At 70.4% G+C, this 17,962-nt stretch carries 17 protein-coding genes and 2 tRNA genes; 10 read left to right on the top strand and 9 right to left on the bottom strand.

Translation table 11 applies throughout. The features are described 5' to 3' along the window. Nucleotides 1–80 precede the first annotated feature (80 nt). From AL072_RS25125 to AL072_RS25115, 3 genes are all read right to left on the bottom strand, one after another. Nucleotides 81–1,307, bottom strand: a complete 1,227-nt coding sequence (locus AL072_RS25125; RefSeq protein ID WP_045583905.1) for a polyhydroxyalkanoate depolymerase — start codon at nucleotides 1,305–1,307, stop codon at nucleotides 81–83. A 231-nt stretch (nucleotides 1,308–1,538) separates the two neighbouring features. Next, complete coding sequence (locus AL072_RS25120; RefSeq protein WP_052710199.1) at nucleotides 1,539–2,348, bottom strand: endonuclease/exonuclease/phosphatase family protein; 810 nt, start codon at nucleotides 2,346–2,348, stop codon at nucleotides 1,539–1,541. Further along, complete coding sequence (locus tag AL072_RS25115) at nucleotides 2,345–4,657, bottom strand: VTT domain-containing protein (protein WP_045583906.1); 2,313 nt, start codon at nucleotides 4,655–4,657, stop codon at nucleotides 2,345–2,347. The genes AL072_RS25120 and AL072_RS25115 overlap by 4 nt, the downstream gene beginning before the upstream one ends. A 219-nt stretch (nucleotides 4,658–4,876) precedes the next feature. Here AL072_RS25115 and AL072_RS25110 point away from each other — a divergent pair, with 219 nt between their 5' ends. Genes AL072_RS25110 through AL072_RS25100 form a run of 3 tightly spaced genes read left to right on the top strand, consistent with a single transcriptional unit; the run spans nucleotide 4,877 to nucleotide 8,196 of the window. Continuing rightward, on the top strand, nucleotides 4,877–5,641 hold the full coding sequence (locus AL072_RS25110; protein ID WP_045583907.1) for an ABC transporter permease subunit: 765 nt from the start codon (nucleotides 4,877–4,879) through the stop codon (nucleotides 5,639–5,641). A 36-nt stretch (nucleotides 5,642–5,677) separates the two neighbouring features. After that, nucleotides 5,678–6,520: an ABC transporter permease subunit gene (locus AL072_RS25105; RefSeq protein WP_045583908.1), complete on the top strand. Its 843-nt coding sequence runs from the start codon at nucleotides 5,678–5,680 to the stop codon at nucleotides 6,518–6,520. Beyond that, nucleotides 6,517–8,196, top strand: a complete 1,680-nt coding sequence (locus AL072_RS25100; protein WP_045583909.1) for an oligopeptide/dipeptide ABC transporter ATP-binding protein — start codon at nucleotides 6,517–6,519, stop codon at nucleotides 8,194–8,196. The genes AL072_RS25105 and AL072_RS25100 overlap by 4 nt, the downstream gene beginning before the upstream one ends. A gap of 124 nt (nucleotides 8,197–8,320) precedes the next feature. Here AL072_RS25100 and AL072_RS36045 read toward each other — a convergent pair whose 3' ends face one another. Together AL072_RS36045 and AL072_RS25090 are read right to left on the bottom strand one after the other, a co-directional pair. Further along, nucleotides 8,321–8,944 carry a cold-shock protein gene (locus AL072_RS36045; protein WP_082109142.1) on the bottom strand — a complete coding sequence of 208 codons (624 nt, stop codon included), beginning with the start codon at nucleotides 8,942–8,944 and terminating at the stop codon, nucleotides 8,321–8,323. Nucleotides 8,945–9,183: 239 nt separating this feature from the next. Then, nucleotides 9,184–9,690, bottom strand: coding sequence for a YchJ family protein (locus tag AL072_RS25090; RefSeq protein WP_045583910.1), 507 nt, complete (start codon nucleotides 9,688–9,690; stop codon nucleotides 9,184–9,186). Nucleotides 9,691–9,925: 235 nt separating this feature from the next. Between AL072_RS25090 and AL072_RS25085 the strand changes: the two genes are divergently transcribed. From AL072_RS25085 to lhpI, 4 genes are all read left to right on the top strand, one after another. Continuing rightward, on the top strand, nucleotides 9,926–10,579 hold the full coding sequence (locus AL072_RS25085; RefSeq protein WP_045583911.1) for a ribonuclease HII: 654 nt from the start codon (nucleotides 9,926–9,928) through the stop codon (nucleotides 10,577–10,579). 89 nt (nucleotides 10,580–10,668) lie between these two features. After that, nucleotides 10,669–11,751: a site-specific DNA-methyltransferase gene (locus tag AL072_RS25080; RefSeq protein ID WP_045583912.1), complete on the top strand. Its 1,083-nt coding sequence runs from the start codon at nucleotides 10,669–10,671 to the stop codon at nucleotides 11,749–11,751. Nucleotides 11,752–11,839: 88 nt separating this feature from the next. After that, nucleotides 11,840–12,223 carry a dihydroneopterin aldolase gene (locus AL072_RS25075; protein ID WP_045583913.1) on the top strand — a complete coding sequence of 128 codons (384 nt, stop codon included), beginning with the start codon at nucleotides 11,840–11,842 and terminating at the stop codon, nucleotides 12,221–12,223. 37 nt (nucleotides 12,224–12,260) lie between these two features. Then, nucleotides 12,261–13,166 (top strand): bifunctional Delta(1)-pyrroline-2-carboxylate/Delta(1)-piperideine-2-carboxylate reductase, encoded by a 906-nt coding sequence (gene lhpI, locus AL072_RS25070; RefSeq protein WP_045583914.1) that lies wholly within the window; start codon nucleotides 12,261–12,263, stop codon nucleotides 13,164–13,166. Between the two features lie 160 nt (nucleotides 13,167–13,326). Here the strand turns inward: lhpI and AL072_RS25065 are convergent, their stop codons facing one another. Together AL072_RS25065 and AL072_RS25060 are read right to left on the bottom strand one after the other, a co-directional pair. After that, complete coding sequence (locus tag AL072_RS25065; RefSeq protein WP_245636973.1) at nucleotides 13,327–13,905, bottom strand: hypothetical protein; 579 nt, start codon at nucleotides 13,903–13,905, stop codon at nucleotides 13,327–13,329. A gap of 166 nt (nucleotides 13,906–14,071) precedes the next feature. Beyond that, entirely contained in the window at nucleotides 14,072–15,253 is a 1,182-nt protein-coding gene (locus AL072_RS25060) for a hypothetical protein (protein ID WP_082109143.1), read from the bottom strand. 305 nt (nucleotides 15,254–15,558) lie between these two features. On the opposite strand from AL072_RS25060, the gene AL072_RS25055 reads away from it, so the two are divergent. From AL072_RS25055 to AL072_RS25045, 3 genes are all read left to right on the top strand, one after another. Then, nucleotides 15,559–15,634 (top strand) — tRNA-Asn (locus AL072_RS25055). Between the two features lie 4 nt (nucleotides 15,635–15,638). Beyond that, nucleotides 15,639–15,715 (top strand) — tRNA-Asp (locus AL072_RS25050). Between the two features lie 175 nt (nucleotides 15,716–15,890). Next, nucleotides 15,891–16,637 carry a glucose 1-dehydrogenase gene (locus tag AL072_RS25045; protein ID WP_045583916.1) on the top strand — a complete coding sequence of 249 codons (747 nt, stop codon included), beginning with the start codon at nucleotides 15,891–15,893 and terminating at the stop codon, nucleotides 16,635–16,637. A gap of 76 nt (nucleotides 16,638–16,713) precedes the next feature. Here AL072_RS25045 and AL072_RS25040 read toward each other — a convergent pair whose 3' ends face one another. Next, on the bottom strand, nucleotides 16,714–17,361 hold the full coding sequence (locus AL072_RS25040) for a DUF3306 domain-containing protein (protein WP_052710200.1): 648 nt from the start codon (nucleotides 17,359–17,361) through the stop codon (nucleotides 16,714–16,716). Further along, on the bottom strand, nucleotides 17,354–17,905 hold the full coding sequence (locus AL072_RS25035; protein ID WP_045583917.1) for a DUF3305 domain-containing protein: 552 nt from the start codon (nucleotides 17,903–17,905) through the stop codon (nucleotides 17,354–17,356). The genes AL072_RS25040 and AL072_RS25035 overlap by 8 nt, the downstream gene beginning before the upstream one ends. Nucleotides 17,906–17,962 lie beyond the last annotated feature (57 nt).

The following is a 17,962-nucleotide window of genomic DNA, read 5'->3' as shown; positions in this document are numbered from 1 at the left end:
GGGGCTCCCCCCACCCTAACCCTCCCCCGCTGGGCGGGGGAGGGTTAGGGTGGGGGCAAGCAACGCGAGCAGTGGCCCCCTCACTTCCCGTCGTGGCTCAGGATGAAGCTGCGGATTTCCGGGAGGATGCTTTCGCGCCAGCGGCGGCCGTTGAAGATGCCGTAATGGCCGACGCCCTTCTGGAAATGCACCTTGCGCATCTCGTCCGGCAGGGACGAGCACAGCCGCTGCGCCGCGATGGTCTGGCCGGGGGCGGAGATGTCGTCCAGCTCGCCCTCCACCGTCATCACCGCGGTCTTCCGCACCGCCGCCGGTTCCACCTTGCGGCCGCGCGAGACCATGGTGCCCTCGGGCAGGGCGTGCTTCTGGAACACCGTCTCGATGGTCTGCAGGTAGAATTCCGCCGACAGATCCATCACCGACAGATATTCGTCGTAGAAGCGGCGGTGCTGCTCGGCCGAATCGCCGTCGCCACGGACGAGGTGGCGGAACAGTCCGACATGCTCGTTGATGTGGCGGTCGAGATTCATCGACATGAAGCCCGACAGCTGGATGAAGCCGGGATAGACGCGGCGGAAGGCGCCCGGATAATAGACCGGGACCGTGGTGATGACGCTGCGCTCGAACCATTTCAGCGGGCGTTCCATCGCCAGCTTGACCGGCGTCGTCGGGTTGGCCATCGGGTCGATCGGGCCGCCCATCAGCGTCATGGTCCGCGCCTGCACCGGCTCGTCCGCCGCCGCCATCAGCGACACCGCGGCCATCACCGGAACCGCCGGCTGGCACACCGCGATGACGTGGGTGTCCGGGCCCAGGAAGCGGATCAGCTCCGCCACCGTGTCGATGTAGTCGTCCAGGTCGAAGCGGCCGGCCGACATCGGGACCAGCCTTGCATCGATCCAATCCGTGATGAACACGTCATGGTCGCGCAGCAGCGCCTCCACCGTGCCGCGCAGCAGCGTGGCGTGGTGGCCCGACATCGGGGCGACCAGCAGTACCCGCGGCTGGCGCGGCGTGCCTTCCGGCTTGGCGAAGTTCAGCAGCTTGCAGAAGGGCGACTGCCAGACGAACCGCTCGGTGACCGGAACGGTCCGCCCGTCGACCAGCGTTTCCGCCAGCCCGAAGGCAGGCTTGCCGAAGCGGCGGGTCGTCCGCTCCACCAGTTCGGCCCCGGCGGCGACCGCCCGGCCCAGCTTGGTGTAGGACAACGGCATCAGCGGGCTCTGGAAGGTGTGCTGGGCCGCTTCGGCCCAGAAGCGCATCGGCCGCATGGCGGCATGTTGCATGTCGTACAGGTGGTACAGCAAATCAGATCCTCACGTCACGGCTGCCCCCGGTCGGCCAGGGTCGTTATCCCTTCGATCGGCGCATTGATCGTATGACCAACCATATCCTTGGTCGGGGGTCGCGTATAGGTCAAGAGCGTCTTCGCATTTGCAAAGCTCTGTTGTCCAAAGAACATTGCACTGCACAAAAAATTATCAATTGCAACAAACCCGCTATGACCTTCGCAAGAAGCCGGACCGGGCGCACGCCCGTCAGGGCACGGCCAGCGTCGCGCGTACCGGCAGATGGTCGGACGCCCGGCGGGTCAGCACGCTGCGGATCACCTCGTAAGCGGGGATTTGCAGGCCTCCCGTCACATAGATGCGGTCGAGCCGCAGGGTCGGCATGCGGGCGTGGAAGCTGCGCGGGTTGGCGACGTCGGCGAAGGACTCGGCCAGCCGGCGCAGCCGGGGCGAGCTGGGCGTCCATTCGTTCAGGTCGCCCATGAACAGGGTCGGCAGTTCCGGCCGCTCCGCCACCCGCGACACTATGTCGCCCACCTGTTTGGCCCGTTCCCAGGGGTCGAGGCCGAGATGGGCGATGATCACGCGCACCTCGCGGCCCTGCACCCCGACCACCGCGTCGATGGCGCCGCGCGGTTCGCGCTTGCCGACCGACAGGTCGATGGTTTCCATCGCATGCACCGGCAGGCGGGTCAGCAGGGCATTGCCGTAATGGGCGCGCTCGCTGTGCTTGGTCGGGCCGGCATAGGCCTTCAGCCCGGTGTGGCGCTCCAGGAAGGCGAACTGGTCCATGCCGGATTCGCCCCGATGGTGCCAGCCGACCTCCTGCAGGCCGATCAGGTCGACGTCGAGGTCGCGGATCACCTGCGCCACCCGGTCGGGTGCGAATCGGGCGTCCAGCCCGACGCAGCTGTGGATGTTCCAGGTGGCGACCGCCAGCGCGGCCATGCCGTCGGGAACGGGTAAACTGCGGTTGTCGACACGGCGGGGACGGCGGGCGCGGGCCGCGCGCAACGCGGAGGCGATGCGCTGGACACGCTCACGGCTGAAACGGATCACGGTTCGTCAGTCCTTTCATCTTGCCGACCCTCTCCATCGCTTCCCTGGCCGCTTCCCCGGCCGCTTTCCCCGCCGGCTGCCCGGCGCCCGAGCAGCCGGCTGGTCAGCCAGCCGAGCCCGACCGCCGCCGCCGCGATGCCGGCCAGCAGCGCGATGTCGCCGGCGCCGGGGTCGCCGATGGTGCGTTCAAGCTGGTGGCCCAGCAGGTTGAAGGCAAGGATTCCCGGTGCAAGACCGACCATCGTGCCGATCACATAGTCGCCGAACCGCAACTTCGACACGCCCGCGGCGAGGTTGACCACCGTGTAGGGCGCCACCGGCACCGCGCGCACCCCGGCGACGGCGGCGATGCCGCTGTCCGACAGCCTCTCGTTGAGTCGGGCGATCAGCGGCCCGCCATGCCGCTCCAGCAGGTCGCGCCCGGCCAGCCGCCCGGTCCAGAACATGGCGACGGCCGAGGCGACGGCGCCCGCCATCGCAGTGGGAAAGCCCCACCACGGCCCCATGACGATGGCGGTGGCGGCGATCAGCAAGGTCAGCGGGAACATGACGTAGCCGCCCACGACATAGGCCAGCATCACCCACAGCGGCGCCAGCGGGCTGTCACCCAGGCCGTGGAAGGCGGCCATCACGGCGTCGAGCGTCGCCCAGTCCCGCAAGGCGGTGTAGCGCCACATCCCCCACAGCCCGGCCAGCGCCAGCACCCCCAGCAGCATCAGCCAGTGGCGGGTCCGCGGGATGCGCGACGGCAGCACCCGGCGCACGATGTCGACCGCATCGACCGGGTGCTCGGGATCGAAGACGCGGGCGTCGGCGACCGCGGCGGCCAGCCCGTCGGGTTCGGGGTCGTGCAGCGGCTCAAGCGTGCGCCCGGCCGGCCGGCACAGCGACTCGATCGCCGCCACCAGCGATCCCTGCCGCCGCACCGCCGCCGCCACCTCGTCGGGGGTCGTTCCCAGATGCTCGGCGATCAGGTCGTCGCGGGTGCGGCGGATGGCATGGCGGGTGGCGGCGTCCTCCGGTCCCGGCCCTGCCTCCAGCGCCAGGTCGCATTCGGTGTCGAGCCCCATCGAGCGGTTGTTCAGGTTGGCCGAGCCGATGCGCAGCAGCCGGTCGTCCACCACCATCACCTTGGCATGGACGGTGATGCAGGCACCGCCGTCGGTCAGCGCGGCGAAGAGGCGGAAGCGGCCGTGCCGGTCGGCCTCGCGCAGTTCGCGGGTCAGCCGGGCCCGGGCGCCCAGCATCACGGTGTTCTCCAGCCAGCTGGTGGTGCGCACCGGGTTGACGACGATCACCTCCGGCCCGTCCTCCTCCGCCAGCCGGGCCTTCAGCGCCTCGGCCACCGCGGTGGAGGCGAAATACTGGCTTTCCAGATAGATGACCTCGCGCGCGGCGGCGATGGCCGCCAGATACAGCGCCTCGACCTCGCGCACTTCCGTGCGGCCGTTGCAGGCCGGATCGGTGCGGGCGATGCCGACCCGGACGTCGCGCAGCATCGGCTCGAAGCCCGGCGGCCAGGGGTCGGCGGCCAGCGGGTGGCGCCGCGGCGGGCGCCCCGGCCCACGCGCGGGCGGCGGCAGGGTCTCGCCGGTCGCCCGCGCCCAGCGGTCGCGGAACATCTCGCCCAGCGCGCGGGCGGCGTCGCCGTCGACCGCCATCATCACGTCGTGGAAGGGCTCGTAGGGCTTGCCGTCGGGCTGGCGCCGCCTGGGATCGTGGGCATGGTGGGCACGGGTGTCCCAGCGGTTGGCGGTGATGTCCAGCCCGCCGCAGAAGGCGACCCGGTCATCGATCACCAGCATCTTCTGATGGTGGCAGGCGCCGGTCGGGTGGTCGCCGTCGAGCCGGTATTGCAGCCGGCGGTGGGTCAGCCAGTTGCGCAGCATGAAGGGGTGCGACCAGCGGGCGAGATCGAACAGCTCGGCATAGTCCCATTTCAGCACATGGATGTGCAGGTCGGGCCGCGTCGTCGCCAGCCAGTTCAGCAGCGTGCCCAGCCGGTCGGGCCGGCGCGGGCGCCGCGTCTGCGGCATCAGGCGGATGCGCGCGTCGAAATCCCAGGCGGTCATGTAGATGCTGCGCCGCGCCCGCCGCATCGCGGCCTTGGCCAGCGCGAAATAATCCTCGGCATCGACGACCACGCCCAGCCGGCTGGTGTCCTCGACCCGCCAGCAGGTCCGTCCCGGCTCCAGGATGGGCCGCGACGCGCCGGCGAAGCCGGCGGCCGCGATCCCGCGGGACTCGGGTCCGTGGGATTCGGGACTCGGGTCGGTTGGAGGAAGCGGATGGGGCGAATGGACGTACATGGGGGCCGGTCGGGTGTGGATCCTGGGTCACAACATCTGGGAAGGACTTTCCCTCCCCGCCCTCAGCCATTTGGTGAAAGCCGGTGGGAATTGCAGCCATCCGGCGTCCGGAACGGCCGCAAAATCGGTCCGACCGGCCGAAAGCGCTAATTCAGTTGCCCGGCGGGGGCATGGACGCTTACGGTCGCACCTCATATCCATCCTGTCATTTTACCGCCGATGCCGCGTCCGCTGATCCGCCATCTCATCGATGCCGTGCCGACCGCCGTCCTGCCGATGGCGGCGGGGGTGGGGCTGGCCGCCCTGTCGGCGCCGCAGCCGGACGCCGCCATGGCGCTGCTGCGCGGGCTGGCGGTGACGCTGCTGCTGACCCTGCCGTCGCTCGCCGTCGGCACCGCGCTGGGCACGTTGGCGGGTGCCTGGGCCGCGGTGGCGCCACGGTCGCCGGGCGGACTGTTCGGGCGGCTGCTGGCCGGGGCCGGGCCGCTGCTGCCGGGGTTCCTGCTGGCCGCGCTCGCCACGCTTGCCGTGCGGGTGGGCGCCTCGCCGACGCCGCTGGGCTGGACGGCGCTCGCCATTCCCGCCGCCTGCCAGGCCGCCCGGCTGGCGCGCCCGGCGATGGACCGCGCGCTGGGACCGGGCCCGGAGGGCGGTGCCGTGCGCATGGCCCGCGGACTTGGGCTGGACGAGCGTGCCGTGCTGCGCCACCACGCCCTGCCGCAGGCGGTCGCACCGGTGATGCGGGGCCTGCGCGCCGCGGTGCTGGCCGCGATGGTCGGGGCGGTGGCGCTGGAAAGCCTGCTCGACCTGCCGGGTGCCGGCGCATTGATGATCGACGCCGCCCGCGCCGGAACGGCGTCCGGAGCGGTGCCGGCCCTGGTGGCGCTGGGCGGGCTGACCGCCCTGCTCGCCGCGCTCGGCCTTGCCGTCCGCGACTGGATCGACCCGGCCAACCACAGCTCCACGCCCTATGAAGGGGCGTGAGCGACGACAGCGACCAGCGATCAACGAAAGGATCCGATGGCCGAGTTCGACCAACCGCCGCTTTCCCATCCTGCCGATCCGGCGCCGCGTGCCGGCTTCGCCCGCGGGCTGTCGGGTGCTGCCGTGCTGGCGGCCCTGGCGCTCGCCTCCGCCGCGGCCCCGCTGATGGCAGACGGCAGCGCGATCCACCGGCTGGACGCCGATCCGGTGGCCGCCGCGCTGCTCGATGGGCGGGGCAGCCTGTCCTTCGCTCTGCTGGCCGGGGTGCTGGGCGGGGCGCTGGGCATCGGCTGGGCGCTGCTGGCCGGGCTGCTCGGCAATCTGATGAGCGAGCGGGCAGGACGGCGGACGATCGGCGCCGCCAACCGGCTCACCGGCCTGCCGCTCGCCCTGCTGGTGCCGCTGGCCGGCGGCCTCCTGGGCGATGTGTGGCCGCTGGCCCTGGTCACCGCGCTGACCGCCGCCCCGGCGGTCGCCGCGCTCGCCCATGCCGAGCTGTCGGCGCTGATGCGGGCGGAGTTCCTGACCGCAGCCCGCGCCGCCGGCCTGCCGGAGCATGAGGTGCTGCGCCGCCATCTGCTCCCCAACGCGCTGCGGCCCCTGCTGGCCGCCGGGATGCTGGCCCTGCCGCGCGTGCTGGCGGCCGAGAGCTTCGCCAGCCTGCTCGGCCTCGGCCTGCCGCCGGCGCTGGGCAGTTGGGGCGCCTCGATCGGGCTGGCGGCGCGGCTGGGCGACCCGCTGGCCTTCGCCCCGCCGGCCCTGCTGCTGGCGCTCGCGCTGTGGGCAGCCTGCGCCATCTCCGACTCCGCGGTGGCGGGAAACCGCAAGCCCGGCCCTCACAGTCCCGGCCCTCACAGTCCCGGTCGGCACAATTCATGACCCACATCGAACCGAAGACCGCCCCGGTGGAGACCGAGGCGCTGACCCTGATGCTGGGCGACCGCGTCCTGCTCGACCGCGCCTTCCTGCAGGTGGAGCGGGGGGAGGTGGTGGCGGTCACCGGCGGTGCCGGCAGCGGCAAGACCGCCCTGCTCGGCACGCTCGCCGGCTGCCGGCCGGCCGGGGTCGACGCGGCGGGAAACCTGCGTGTCGACGGCAGCCGCCTGCTGATCGCCCAGGGCGGCAGGCTGGCGCCGCGCCGGCCGCTGGCCCTGCAGGTGGCGGAGGTGGTCGGCCACCATCTCGGGCTCGACCTGCGCGGGGCGCTGCGCCGCATGGCCGACGGGCTGGACCGCATGGGCGTGCCGCCCGCCGCCCGCCGTTTCGACCTGCCCCCCGAACAGCTGCCGGAGTCGCTGCGCTGGGCCTGCCTGTTCGCCATGGCGGTGGCGGTGGGACCGGCGGTGCTGCTGGCCGATGCGCCGGGGGCCGGGCTGGACCCGACGGTCCGGCTGCGGCTGCTCCACCGGCTGGCCGACTGGGCGCGGGCCGATGGGGTCGCCCTGCTGCTCGCCGGCCGACCGGAGGATGGGGTGGCCGGCCCCGCCGACCGGGTCCTGAGCCTGCGCCGTGGCCGACTCCTGCCGCCGGAGCCGCCGCGGACGGCGCCCGCCACGCCGCTGGAGCCGCCGGGCACCGCCCGCCTGCACGCCCGCGGCGTCGGCGTCGCCTATCCGCTCGCCCCCGGCCCGAAGGGAGAGGCGCGGGCGCTGACGGTCCTGCACGGCATCGACCTCGATCTGCGGACCGGCGAGACACTGGCCCTGCTGGGCGAGACCGGCAGCGCCAAGGCGACGTTGGCCCGCGCCCTGCTGTGCCTGCCGCCGCCGACCACCGGAATGGTCGCCTGGATGGGCCGCGATCTGGTGGCCGCCGCCGCCCCGCCGCCGACGGGGGAAAGCGACCCCGATCCCGGCGGCCTGCGCCGCGCCCGGCGCGACCTCCAGCCGCTGTTCCCTGATCCGGCAGCCTCCTTCGATCCCGCCATGACCGTCGGTGCGCAGTTCGCCCTGGCGCTGGAGAGCCTGCGACCGGACATCGCCGCGGATCGCCGCGACCGTCACATCGACGCCGCACTGGAGGATGCCGGCCAGCGCCCCGAGACGGCGCTTCGCTGGCCGGCCTCACTGACGGCGGCGGAAGCCGCCCATGCCGGGCTGGCCCGCGCCCTGCTGCCCGAGCCGCGGGTGCTGATCGCCGACGAGCCGGCCGCCAGCCTGTCGGCGGAGGAGCGCGAGGGGTTCCTCGACCGGCTGATGGCGGTGCGCGACCGGCGGCGCCTGTCGCTGATCCTGGCGACCGAGCGCTATGGCGAGGGGCTGCGCGACGCCCATCGCGGCATCGTGATGCTGGCCGGGCGGGTGGTCGAGAGCGCTGATGCCGACGCCTTGCGCAGCGCGCCGCTGCACCCCTACAGCCGGGCGATGCTGGCCGCCGCGAACGGCGGCCGCCCGGCGCTGGAGGGCGAAGCGCCGTCCGCCTTCAGCCCGCCGGGCGGCTGCCCGCTGCGCCGCCGCTGCCCGCTGGCCCGCGAGTTCTGCGCCCAGGCCGTCCCGCCGCTGGAGGAGGTGGCGCCCGGCCACCATGTCGCCTGCCATTATTGGGACACGCCATAGGGCGGTTCCGACCGGGCCTGTACCGGCCAGCATAAATCGGGCCGGCATAAATCGGACCCGGCATGAAAAAGGCCCCCGCTCCAATGGAGCGGGGGCCTTTCACTTCACGACGACCGATGAGGGATCAGGCCATCTCGACGCGCTGCGCCTCGGGGCCCTTGGCACCCTGGCGGATGGTCACGCGGACCTGCGCGCCGTCGTCCAGACCGGAGATGCCCGACCGCTCCAGCGCACGGATGTGCACGAAGATGTCCTTGCCGCCGGTGGACGGGGCGATGAAGCCGAAGCCCTTCGACACGTTGAACCACTTCACCGTGCCGTCGACGGTCTCGCCGCCGCCGCTGTCCGAGTCGTCGTAACCGCCGGCGCTGTAACCGCCGCGGCTGCTGCCGCCGCCGTAACCGCCGCCGCCACCGCCGTAGCCGCCGTCGTTGCCCCACGAATCACCACCGCGCGGGGCGCGCGGGCGGCTCGGGGCGGCGGTCGAGGTGTCGACCGCATGGATGGTGGCAACCTGCGGGCCCTTCGGGCCGCGCGACAGGTCGCAGGTGATGGTCGCGCCTTCGGGCAGGCTGTCGTGTCCGCAGAACTGCAGAACCGTGGAGTGGAGGAAGGCGTCGGGCGAACCGTCGTCGGGGGTGACGAAGCCGAAGCCCTTGGTGGCGTTGAACCACTTGACGGTGGCGCGGATGTCGCGCTGGGTGATCTCGGGAGCGCGGAAGGAAGAGCGCTGCGGACGGTCGAACATCAGTATCGTCTCATCTGTCGTGTTAAACCCCACCCCGGCAAGAACCAAAGAGGGAGACCCGGAACAGGGCAGACGGAGGATGATCGGTTCCGACCCATAATTCAATCAGGATCGCGAAGTTTCCCCATACGCGCACGACAAAAGCCCCGACGCCGCCCGTTGGACGGGCGGGGCAGGGCGATTTCGCCGAAATCTCGCAGGTGCAGCGCGAAAGAGCAGGCCCGACTCAAAGCGGACGGTCAGGCCGCGGCACCGTGGCACTTCTTGTATTTCTTGCCGCTGCCGCAGGGGCAGGGGTCGTTGCGGCCAACCTTGGGCCCGCTGCGCGGCCGCGCGCCCAGGATGCCGTCGACATAGTACCAGCGCCCGTCCTGGTGGCTGAAGCGGCTGGTCTCGTGGTGGGTCATCGGCTTGCCGTTCATGCTGAAGCGGGCGACGAACTCCACCGTTCCCTCGGCATCGCCGGGCTGGCCGGCCTCGGCCGAGCGGATCTCGACGCCGGTCCAGACGCTGTTCTTCGCCCAGGTCTCGATCTCCTCGCGATTGAAGTCCTCGCGGGTGCTGGGCAGCAGCGTGTCGTGCAGATAGTCGATGTTGCCGGTGGCGAACGCCGAGTAGCGCGAACGCATCAGCGCCTCCGCCGTCGGGGCGGGCAGGCCGGCCAGATAGGGACCGCAGCAGGCGTCCAGCGGCTTGCCGGAACGGCAGGGGCATTCGGCGGCGGTCTGGGTCGTGGTGTCGGTCATGGCCTGTCTCGGTGTTGGCGTAAGCCCGGCGTCGCGACGGCCGGCGTCGCAACCCCGGTGCCGGTCGGCTTGCGGGGCGCATCCATAGCGCAGCCATGCTCTTGTTCTCAAGAGGCAGGTTGGCACAGGAGGCAGGCCGGGATTGCGCGGCTGCGGCCTTGCGCCCCCCCTTGCATGCCGACTCCGCCGCCGCTATCAAGCCCGCGTTTCCCGATCCAGCCGCGAGTCGCCGCCGATGCCCCGCAAAGCCGCCATCCTCCGGGCGCGTCCCGACCTGTCGCTGGAGGCCGGATTCGGTCCCGGCCGCCGCGTCTGCGGCATCGACGAGGTCGGGCGCGGCCCGCTCTGCGGCCCGGTGGTCGCCGCCGCGGTGCTGCTGCCGCCGGGCGGGCTGCCGCCCGACATCGCGGCGCGGATCGACGACAGCAAGGCGGTCAACCGCCGCCTGCGCGAGGAGATCGAGCCGGCGATCCGGGCGCATGCGCTTTCCTTCGCCATCGCCGAGGCGTCGGCGGCGGAAATCGACGAACTCAACATCCACAAGGCGACGCTGCTGGCGATGAAGCGCGCCTTCGACGCGCTGCCGGGCATCGCGCCCGACGCGGCGCTGATCGACGGCCGCTTCACCCCCGAGCTCGGATGCGAGGCGGTGGCAATCGTCAAGGGCGACAGCCGCAGTCAGTCGATCGCCGCCGCCTCTATTCTCGCCAAAGTGGCGCGCGACAGCGAGATGTTGCGGTTGTCCGCCCTCTACCCCCACTATGGATGGGACCGAAACGCCGGCTATCCGACGCCCGAGCATCTGGACGCGCTGACCCGGCACGGTGTCACGCCGCATCACCGAGTCAGTTTTGCACCAGTGAAACGCCAAAAGGCACTGGCCGGCTGAGCCCCCGTCACTTGGCTAAGAAAGCTGTTGACGGCGACTCGGCCGAGACTCATTGTCCGGCCGAGTCCCAGTTCTTTGCCGGTCGTGAAATGCTCCCTGAAAACCGTATCCTGGTCGGCGATTGCATCGCTCTCATGAACGAGCTGCCGCCCGCTTCGGTCGATCTCGTCTTCGCCGATCCACCCTACAACCTTCAGTTGGGCGGCGAATTGCGGCGGCCGAACCATACCCGCGTCGCCGGGGTGGATGACGACTGGGACAAGTTCGACGATTTCGAGACCTACGACCGCTTCACCCGCGACTGGATGACGGCGGCCCGCCGCATCCTGAAGCCGGAAGGCTCGATGTGGGTGATCGGCAGCTACCACAACATCTTCCGCGTCGGCTCCACCCTGCAGGATCTGGGCTTCTGGATCCTGAACGACATCGTCTGGCGCAAGACCAACCCGATGCCGAACTTCCGCGGCACCCGCTTCGCCAACGCCCACGAGACGATGATCTGGGCCGCGCGCGACAAGGACGCGCGCTACCGCTTCAATTACGAGGCGATGAAGAACCTCAACGAGGATCTTCAGATGCGCAGCGACTGGCTGTTGCCGATCTGCACCGGCGGCGAGCGGCTGCGCGACGAGGACGGCAAGAAGACCCACCCGACGCAGAAGCCGGAATCGCTGTTGTACCGGGTGATTCTGTCATCGTCGCGGCCGGGCGACGTGGTGCTGGATCCCTTCTTCGGCACCGGCACCACCGGCGCGGTCGCCAAGCGGCTGGGCCGCCGCTGGATCGGGCTGGAACGTGACGACACCTATGTCAAGGCCGCCCAGGCCCGCATCGACGCGGTGGAGGAGGCGCCGGAGGCGGCGATCCTCGACACGCCGCCCAAGCGCAGCGCGCCGCGCATCCCCTTCGGCTGGGTGGTGGAACGCGGGCTGCTGCGCCCCGGCTCGACCCTGTTCGACCAGCGCCGCCGCGTCGCCGCCCGCGTGCGCGCCGACGGCACGCTGATCGGGTCGGGCCCGCGCGGCGACCATCGCGGTTCGATCCATCAGGTGGGCGCCGCCTTGGCCGGGCTGCCGGCCTGCAACGGCTGGACCTTCTGGCATTACGAGGAGGGCGAGATCCTGCACCCGATCGACGTGCTGCGCGAGCGCATCCGCTCGGAGATGCACTGAGTCCGCCCCAGCCCTGCCCCCCCGGCATGGGCATCGGGAGGGACGGCGGCTTGGCAGCGGTGGCGCCGCCGTGCTAGGGCTTTCGGCCATGAACAAGCTCTTCGCCACCGTCACCGCCCCGGTGCCGCGCTCGGCCCCGGCGACGCTGTCCACCCGTTGTTTCGTTCGCGATCTGGTGATGGACGCGCTGATCGGCGTCTACGCCCATGAGCGGCTGAAGCCACAGCGCATCCGTCTGAACCTCGACCTCGAGGTGATCGCCCCCGGCGTGACCGGCGAGGACGTGGCGACCATCGTCAAGGGCGTGGTCACCCAGGGCCATGTCACGCTGGTCGAGACGCTGGCCGAGCGCATCGCCGAACGCTGCCTCGCCGACGCGCGGGTGACGCTGGCCAAGGTGCGGGTGGAGAAGCTGGACGTCTTCCCCGACGCCGCCAGCGTCGGCGTGGAGATCGAGCGCGCCCGCGCCTGACCCTCCCTCTTCTCCGGCCATATGAGGAAGCAGCCCCGTGACGTCGCTCGCAGTCCTGACCGCCGAACAGACCGCCGCCCGTCTTCCCTTCCCGGCCCTGTGCGACGCGGTCGCCGCCGCGGCGCACGACTATGCCGCCGGGCGCATCGCCAGCCCGGAACGGCAGGTGCTGCCGCTGCCGGATGGCGGCGTGCTGCTGTCGATGCCGGCGACATCGACGGACATCGCCATCCACAAGCTGGTCAACGTCAATCCCGGCAACGGCGCCCGCGGGCTGCCGACCATCCATGGCGTGGTCAGCGCCTTCGACGCCGTCACCGGCGCGCCCCGCCTGATCCTGGACGGCCCGACCGTCACCGCGCGCCGCACCGCCGCGGTGTCGATGCTGGGTATCCGGACGCTGGCCCCGGCGGCACCGCGCCATGTCGCGCTGCTCGGAGCCGGTACGCAGTCGTCTGGCCATGTCGCCGCGCTCGCCGCGCTCTATCCCGGCATCCGCGTCGACATCCACAGTCGCAGCCTGGACGGTGCGGCGGCCTTCTGCGCCAGGCATGAGGGACAGGGCGTGGCGTTGCGGCCGATGAGCGGCCCGGTCGATCCCGCCGCCGAGGTGGTGATCGCGCTGACCACCAGCCTCGCCCCGATCTATGACGAGACGCCGCGCCCCGACCGGCTGCTGGTCGGCGTCGGCGCCTTCAAGCCGGAGATGGCGGAATTCGGTCCGACCGCCGTCCATGGCAGCGAGCTGTTCGTCGACGACCCCGCCGGTGCCCACCACGAGGCGGGCGACCTCATCCAGGCCGGGGTGGACTGGAGCGGCGTGAAGTCGCTGGTCGATGCGCTGGAGGGCCGGGCGACCGCCGGTCGGCCGCGCCTGTTCAAGAGCGTCGGCTGTGCGGCCTGGGACCTCGCTGCGGCGCGTTGCGCGCTGGGGCAGGGGTAAGGGCGGCCGGACTTTTTGCCCCCTCCCCGACCCTCCCCCGCGTTCCGCGGGAGAGGGGGCTGGTGCGACAGCGGCACAGTTCCCTTTCCCGCCCTCGGCGGACCGAAGGTCCGTCCGATAGCGGGGGGGGCCGGGGAGGGGCATCACACAGCCCCATCGCTCACCGGCGCAGCGGCACTGCCCGCTTGACCAGCCGGCGGTCCATGTCGGCGGTCGCCACCGTCGGCTCGCCCTGGCTGCGCATCACGAAGGCGAAGGTGTCCATCACCCGGTCCAGCACGATCTCCTGATCGTCGGCGCGGCGGCTGACCGACACCACGGCATAGCCGGCGGCGCGGGCGACCGCCGGGTCGCCGCGCAGGCCGCGCACGCCCCAGCCGGCCAGCGCGTCCTTGCAGCGGAACAGCTCGGCCGCGAAGCCGCCGGCCGACTGGGTGCGGCCGACCACATAGGCGGCGGCGACCGCCAGCGGCGCCAGCAGCCCGTCCCAGTCCAGGCAATCCTCGCGCCCGACCCACACCCCGCCGACCGAGCAGGCGGCGGCGCCGATCGCCTCGCCCAGGCCGGCGCGGAAGCTGCGCAACGACTCAACCGCGTCCGCCGCCGGCATCGGCTCCACCCGGCGTCCGTCGGGCATCAGCAGCAGGCGGCCCGCCCATTCCGACGACGGCGGCAGCTGTTCGGTCAGGCGTGCGAGCAGCGCCTCACGGGCGGCGGCGAAGGGGACGACCTCGGACATCGGGGCCTGCGGAAAATGGTGGGGAAGTGAGGGCGAGAAAAAGCCTGAAAAGCCCCGAATTGTCAAGGGTGAGCCCAATATCGGAAATGGCCGGCCGTCAACCGTCCGTCTGGCGCCCGGCATGCGGGATTGAACCGGCTTCACGCAAATCCATGGTGTGGAATCGTCAAACCTGGGTATCGTTTCGTACGCCTCTGGCGGTGGAAGTGCCTGATATGGCGCCCTCCTTCAGCGATTGGGTCAGCGCGCCAAGAACGGCGTTGTTGTCGGTGGTCGCGGCGGCGCCTCCCATAGCAGTCTGGGAGGTGGCCGGCAACGGCTGGAGGGCAGGATACCCCTGGCGACCGAAGGTGGCGTTCGCATTGGCCTTCAGCAGGGCGACCATCGGGTCGTTCTCCGCAGCGTTCTTGCCCTGCATCATCATGCCCACAGCCGTTTGCCAGGCCGCATCCATCTGGGCCTTGCCCTCCGAATAGCCGGGAGGCGGCGTTTCCGTGGAAACCTGTTTCTGCCGCGGCTCGGCTTTCGGTCGCTCCAGATCGGGGATGCCGTCGAGATCCGTTTCGTCGGCGAACGCCTTCGCGGCATTCCGATAGGCGGCGGGCCGGAACCCTGCATTGAACAGCTTTTCGACAGCCTGCGAATCGGCCTTGGAGAAAACTGCCGAATCCTCTTCACCGGAAAAAATATCCGAGTGTTTCAGGTTATTCGATAGCCGCCGCGCCATAAAATTACCGTCGATTTCCTCACCATCTTTCATGACTTTTTCGTCAAGGCTACCGTATGTTTCTATGAAATTTTTCTTGTGATCTTCCAATTTCGATGACATTTCCTTTGCAAGGCCAACTTTTTTTGAAATTGAAAAGCCATCTTCGTAATTTTCCGCCTCAACCTGCTCCATCTGTTTGGAGAATGAATTGCGTATATCCGTCTGCTCCGCGCTGAATTTCAATTTCCGCTCGCTGATGGAGCGCATCTTTTCGCCATACTCCATTTCCTCCTGCGTGCGTGGCGCTTCGCTGAGGTAACGGGCCTGAACCGCCTCCTTGGCGATGCCACGCAGGCCCTTGACCACATCGTCGGCGGTCAGGCTCCCCGTCTTGACGGCATCCTCCAGCATGCCGCGCGCCTTGCCATCCAGCTTCTCGAAGACCTTGGCGGCAACACCGGTCAGCGCCTTGCCCAACGGACTGACCTCGACGCTGTCCCCGGCTTCGGCGGAGGGCGCGGAAAACGCGGTGGCGACGAGGCTCTTGCTTTTGCCGGCCGCCGCCGTGCCCATCGGTTTCCATGATGCCGCCTGGGCCGTGGGCAGGGCCGAGAACAGGGTGTTGGCATGGTGGGGCAAGGGGACCTCCCAGCTTGGCGGCGGTCATGGAAAAATGCGAAGGCGACGATTGCCCTTATAAGGCGTATCGACTTTAGCAACTCTCATCATAATGGGCCATAATTTTATACATCCCATTCTCTTCAAGAGAAATACTTAGGATACTAATCACCTTGGGGATGCGGCAATCGGTGAGTCCGGGCGCTCCCGGCGGGACCGTCGTCAAGCGTCGCCGACGCGGTTCGGTCTTGGTCCGGAAAAAATGCGATGCTTTGCATTTTTCCGCTTGCCAGAGTCCGCCAGCGGTTTTATAAGGCGGCCTCCGTTCCCGGTTAGCTCAGTTGGTAGAGCAGCGGACTGTTAATCCGCTTGTCGCTGGTTCGAGTCCAGCACCGGGAGCCATAGCGCGGGTGTAGCTCAGTTGGTTAGAGCGCCGGCCTGTCACGCCGGAGGCCGCGGGTTCAAGTCCCGTCACTCGCGCCATTTTCCCCTTATCCTCCCTGTTCGGATGTTGCGGATGATGGCGGCTGCCCCACCGGGCGGCTTCGCGCTATCATGCGCGCTTCGCCGCGTTCACGATGCGGCCGATGGCGCCTGCTCCCTGTTGTACGGAGTCCGCAGGCCCGAATGGCCGCGCACAGCCGGGGAGGAAGCGTTCATGCGTCTGTCAGAAAAGGTCGCCGTCGTCACCGGCGGCGGGTCGGGCTTCGGCGAGGGCATCGCCCGCCGCTTCGCCGCCGAAGGTGCCCGCGTCATCGTCGCCGACCTGGACGAGGCGGCGGCCGGCCGGGTCGCCGACAGCCTGGGCGAGTGCGCGCTCGCCGTCCGCGCCGACGTCGCGGTCGGCGAGGATTACGAGGCCATCGTCTCGACCGCCATCGGCGAGTTCGGCCGGCTCGACATCCTGGTCAACAATGCCGGCTACACCCACCGCTACGGCTCGATGCTGGACGTCGACGAGGCCACCTTCGACCGCATCTACGCCGTCAACGTGAAGTCGATCTATCACGGCGCCATCCACGCCGTGCCGGTGTTCCGCGCCCAGGGGGGCGGCGTGATCCTGAACATCGCCTCGACCGCCGGCCTGCGGCCGCGGCCGAACCTGACCTGGTACAACGGCTCCAAGGGCGCGGTCATCACCCTGACCAAGTCGATGGCGGCGGAGCTGGCCACCGACCGCATCCGTGTCTGCGCCATCGCCCCGGTGGCGGGCGAGACCGGGATGCTCCACCGCTTCATGGGCACGGACACACCGGAACACCGCGAACAGTTCCGCAGCAGCATCCCGCTCGGCCGGCTGTCGACGCCGGAGGACATCGCCAACGCCGCGCTCTACCTGTGCTCGGACGAGGCCGCCTTCCTGACCGGGGTGTGCCTGGAGGTCGACGGCGGGCGCTGCGTCTGAGGGGACAGGGGGGGAGGGTTTTCGGGGGGAGGGCGCCGGCTGCCCCCACCCTAACCCTCCCCCGCTCTCGGCGGACCTACTGTCCGTCTGCCGCGTCAGCACAAAGCGGAGCTTTGAGAGCTGGGCGGGGGAGGGAACTCCGCCGGTCCTCCGCCGGGCCATCCGGCCCCTCATCTTCGATCGGGAGGGGAGGGACGGTTGGAGCGCCGGCGGTGTCGTCCGATGCGTCCTGAGCAGTCTCCTGGACCGTCCCCTCGGCCATCGCCGCGCCTTCCCCATCCTCTTCCTGCGGCCGGGTGGGCAGCACCGCTTCCAGCAGCCGGGCGATGTCGTCGGTCTGCCGCAGGGCGCCGTAGCCGGGGGCGTTGAAGTCCCAGTCATAGTCGGCGAAGCCGCGGAAACCGGCGATGACCGGATCGCTGGACCATGCCTTGCGCAGGGCCTGCCGGCGCACCTCCTCCGGCACCTCGCGGCGCAGGAAGCCGGTGTAGTCGCTGCCGGCATCCAGGCTGTCCAGCGCGGGCAGCTCCGGCACTGCGGGCGCATCCTCCTCCATCCGGCGCTCCGCCCGCTCCACCTCGCCCGATGGTTCGGGCGGAAGGGATTGCACGGGAAGGGGTTCGGCCGTGGATTCCTCCGCGGTCCGCGCCTCCTGCTTCCGCCGCGACCAGCGGCCGAGGAACCCCTCATCGCCGGCCTCGTCGCTCTCCGCGCGCTCAGCCATGCTGCGGCTGCCCGTTCGGGCGGCGCGGCGCCAGGGCGTCGGGATCGGCACGGTCGCGCTTGCGCTTGTGGAAGCTGCGCTCGACATGATGGCGGGCGACGAAGCCGTCCATCCACAGCAGCAGCGGGATGGGCAGCGGCAGCGGCTCGATCACGTCGTCGCCGGCCTCGGCGTGGGTGTCGATCTCGCCGGGGTCGACGGTGACGGCCAGCAGCCGCAGGCCCGGCGCCGGGCCGCCCGGCCGCAGGATGACGTAGGCGCAAGGAGCGCCGCCGTCGAGATTGTGCTTGTAGTTCTCCGCCTCGGTCGGGAACAGGGCGATCTCGGCGGTGCCGGCATAGTGGCGGGTCCAGTCCGGCCCCTCCGCCATCACGCTCCAATCGGCGCGCTCCGCATCGGGCGGGACCAGCAGCACCGGCTGCCAGCGCGCTTCGATCCAGGGGCTGTCGACGCGCCGCCGTTCCACCACCACCCCGACGCTGCGCCGCTCGGCGCGGTCGGGCTGCGGGATCGATGAGGAGGAGGTCGGGAACTCGGTGGGCATGATCGGTGTTCCTGATGGGCTGCCGGGGTTGGAGTCCGTCCCCGGTACAACGCGCCG

Source organism: Azospirillum thiophilum, from assembly GCF_001305595.1.
Taxonomy (GTDB): domain Bacteria; phylum Pseudomonadota; class Alphaproteobacteria; order Azospirillales; family Azospirillaceae; genus Azospirillum; species Azospirillum thiophilum.
The sequence above is the reverse complement of the archived record's forward strand: the minus strand, read 5'-3'. Positions and strand labels throughout refer to the sequence as shown.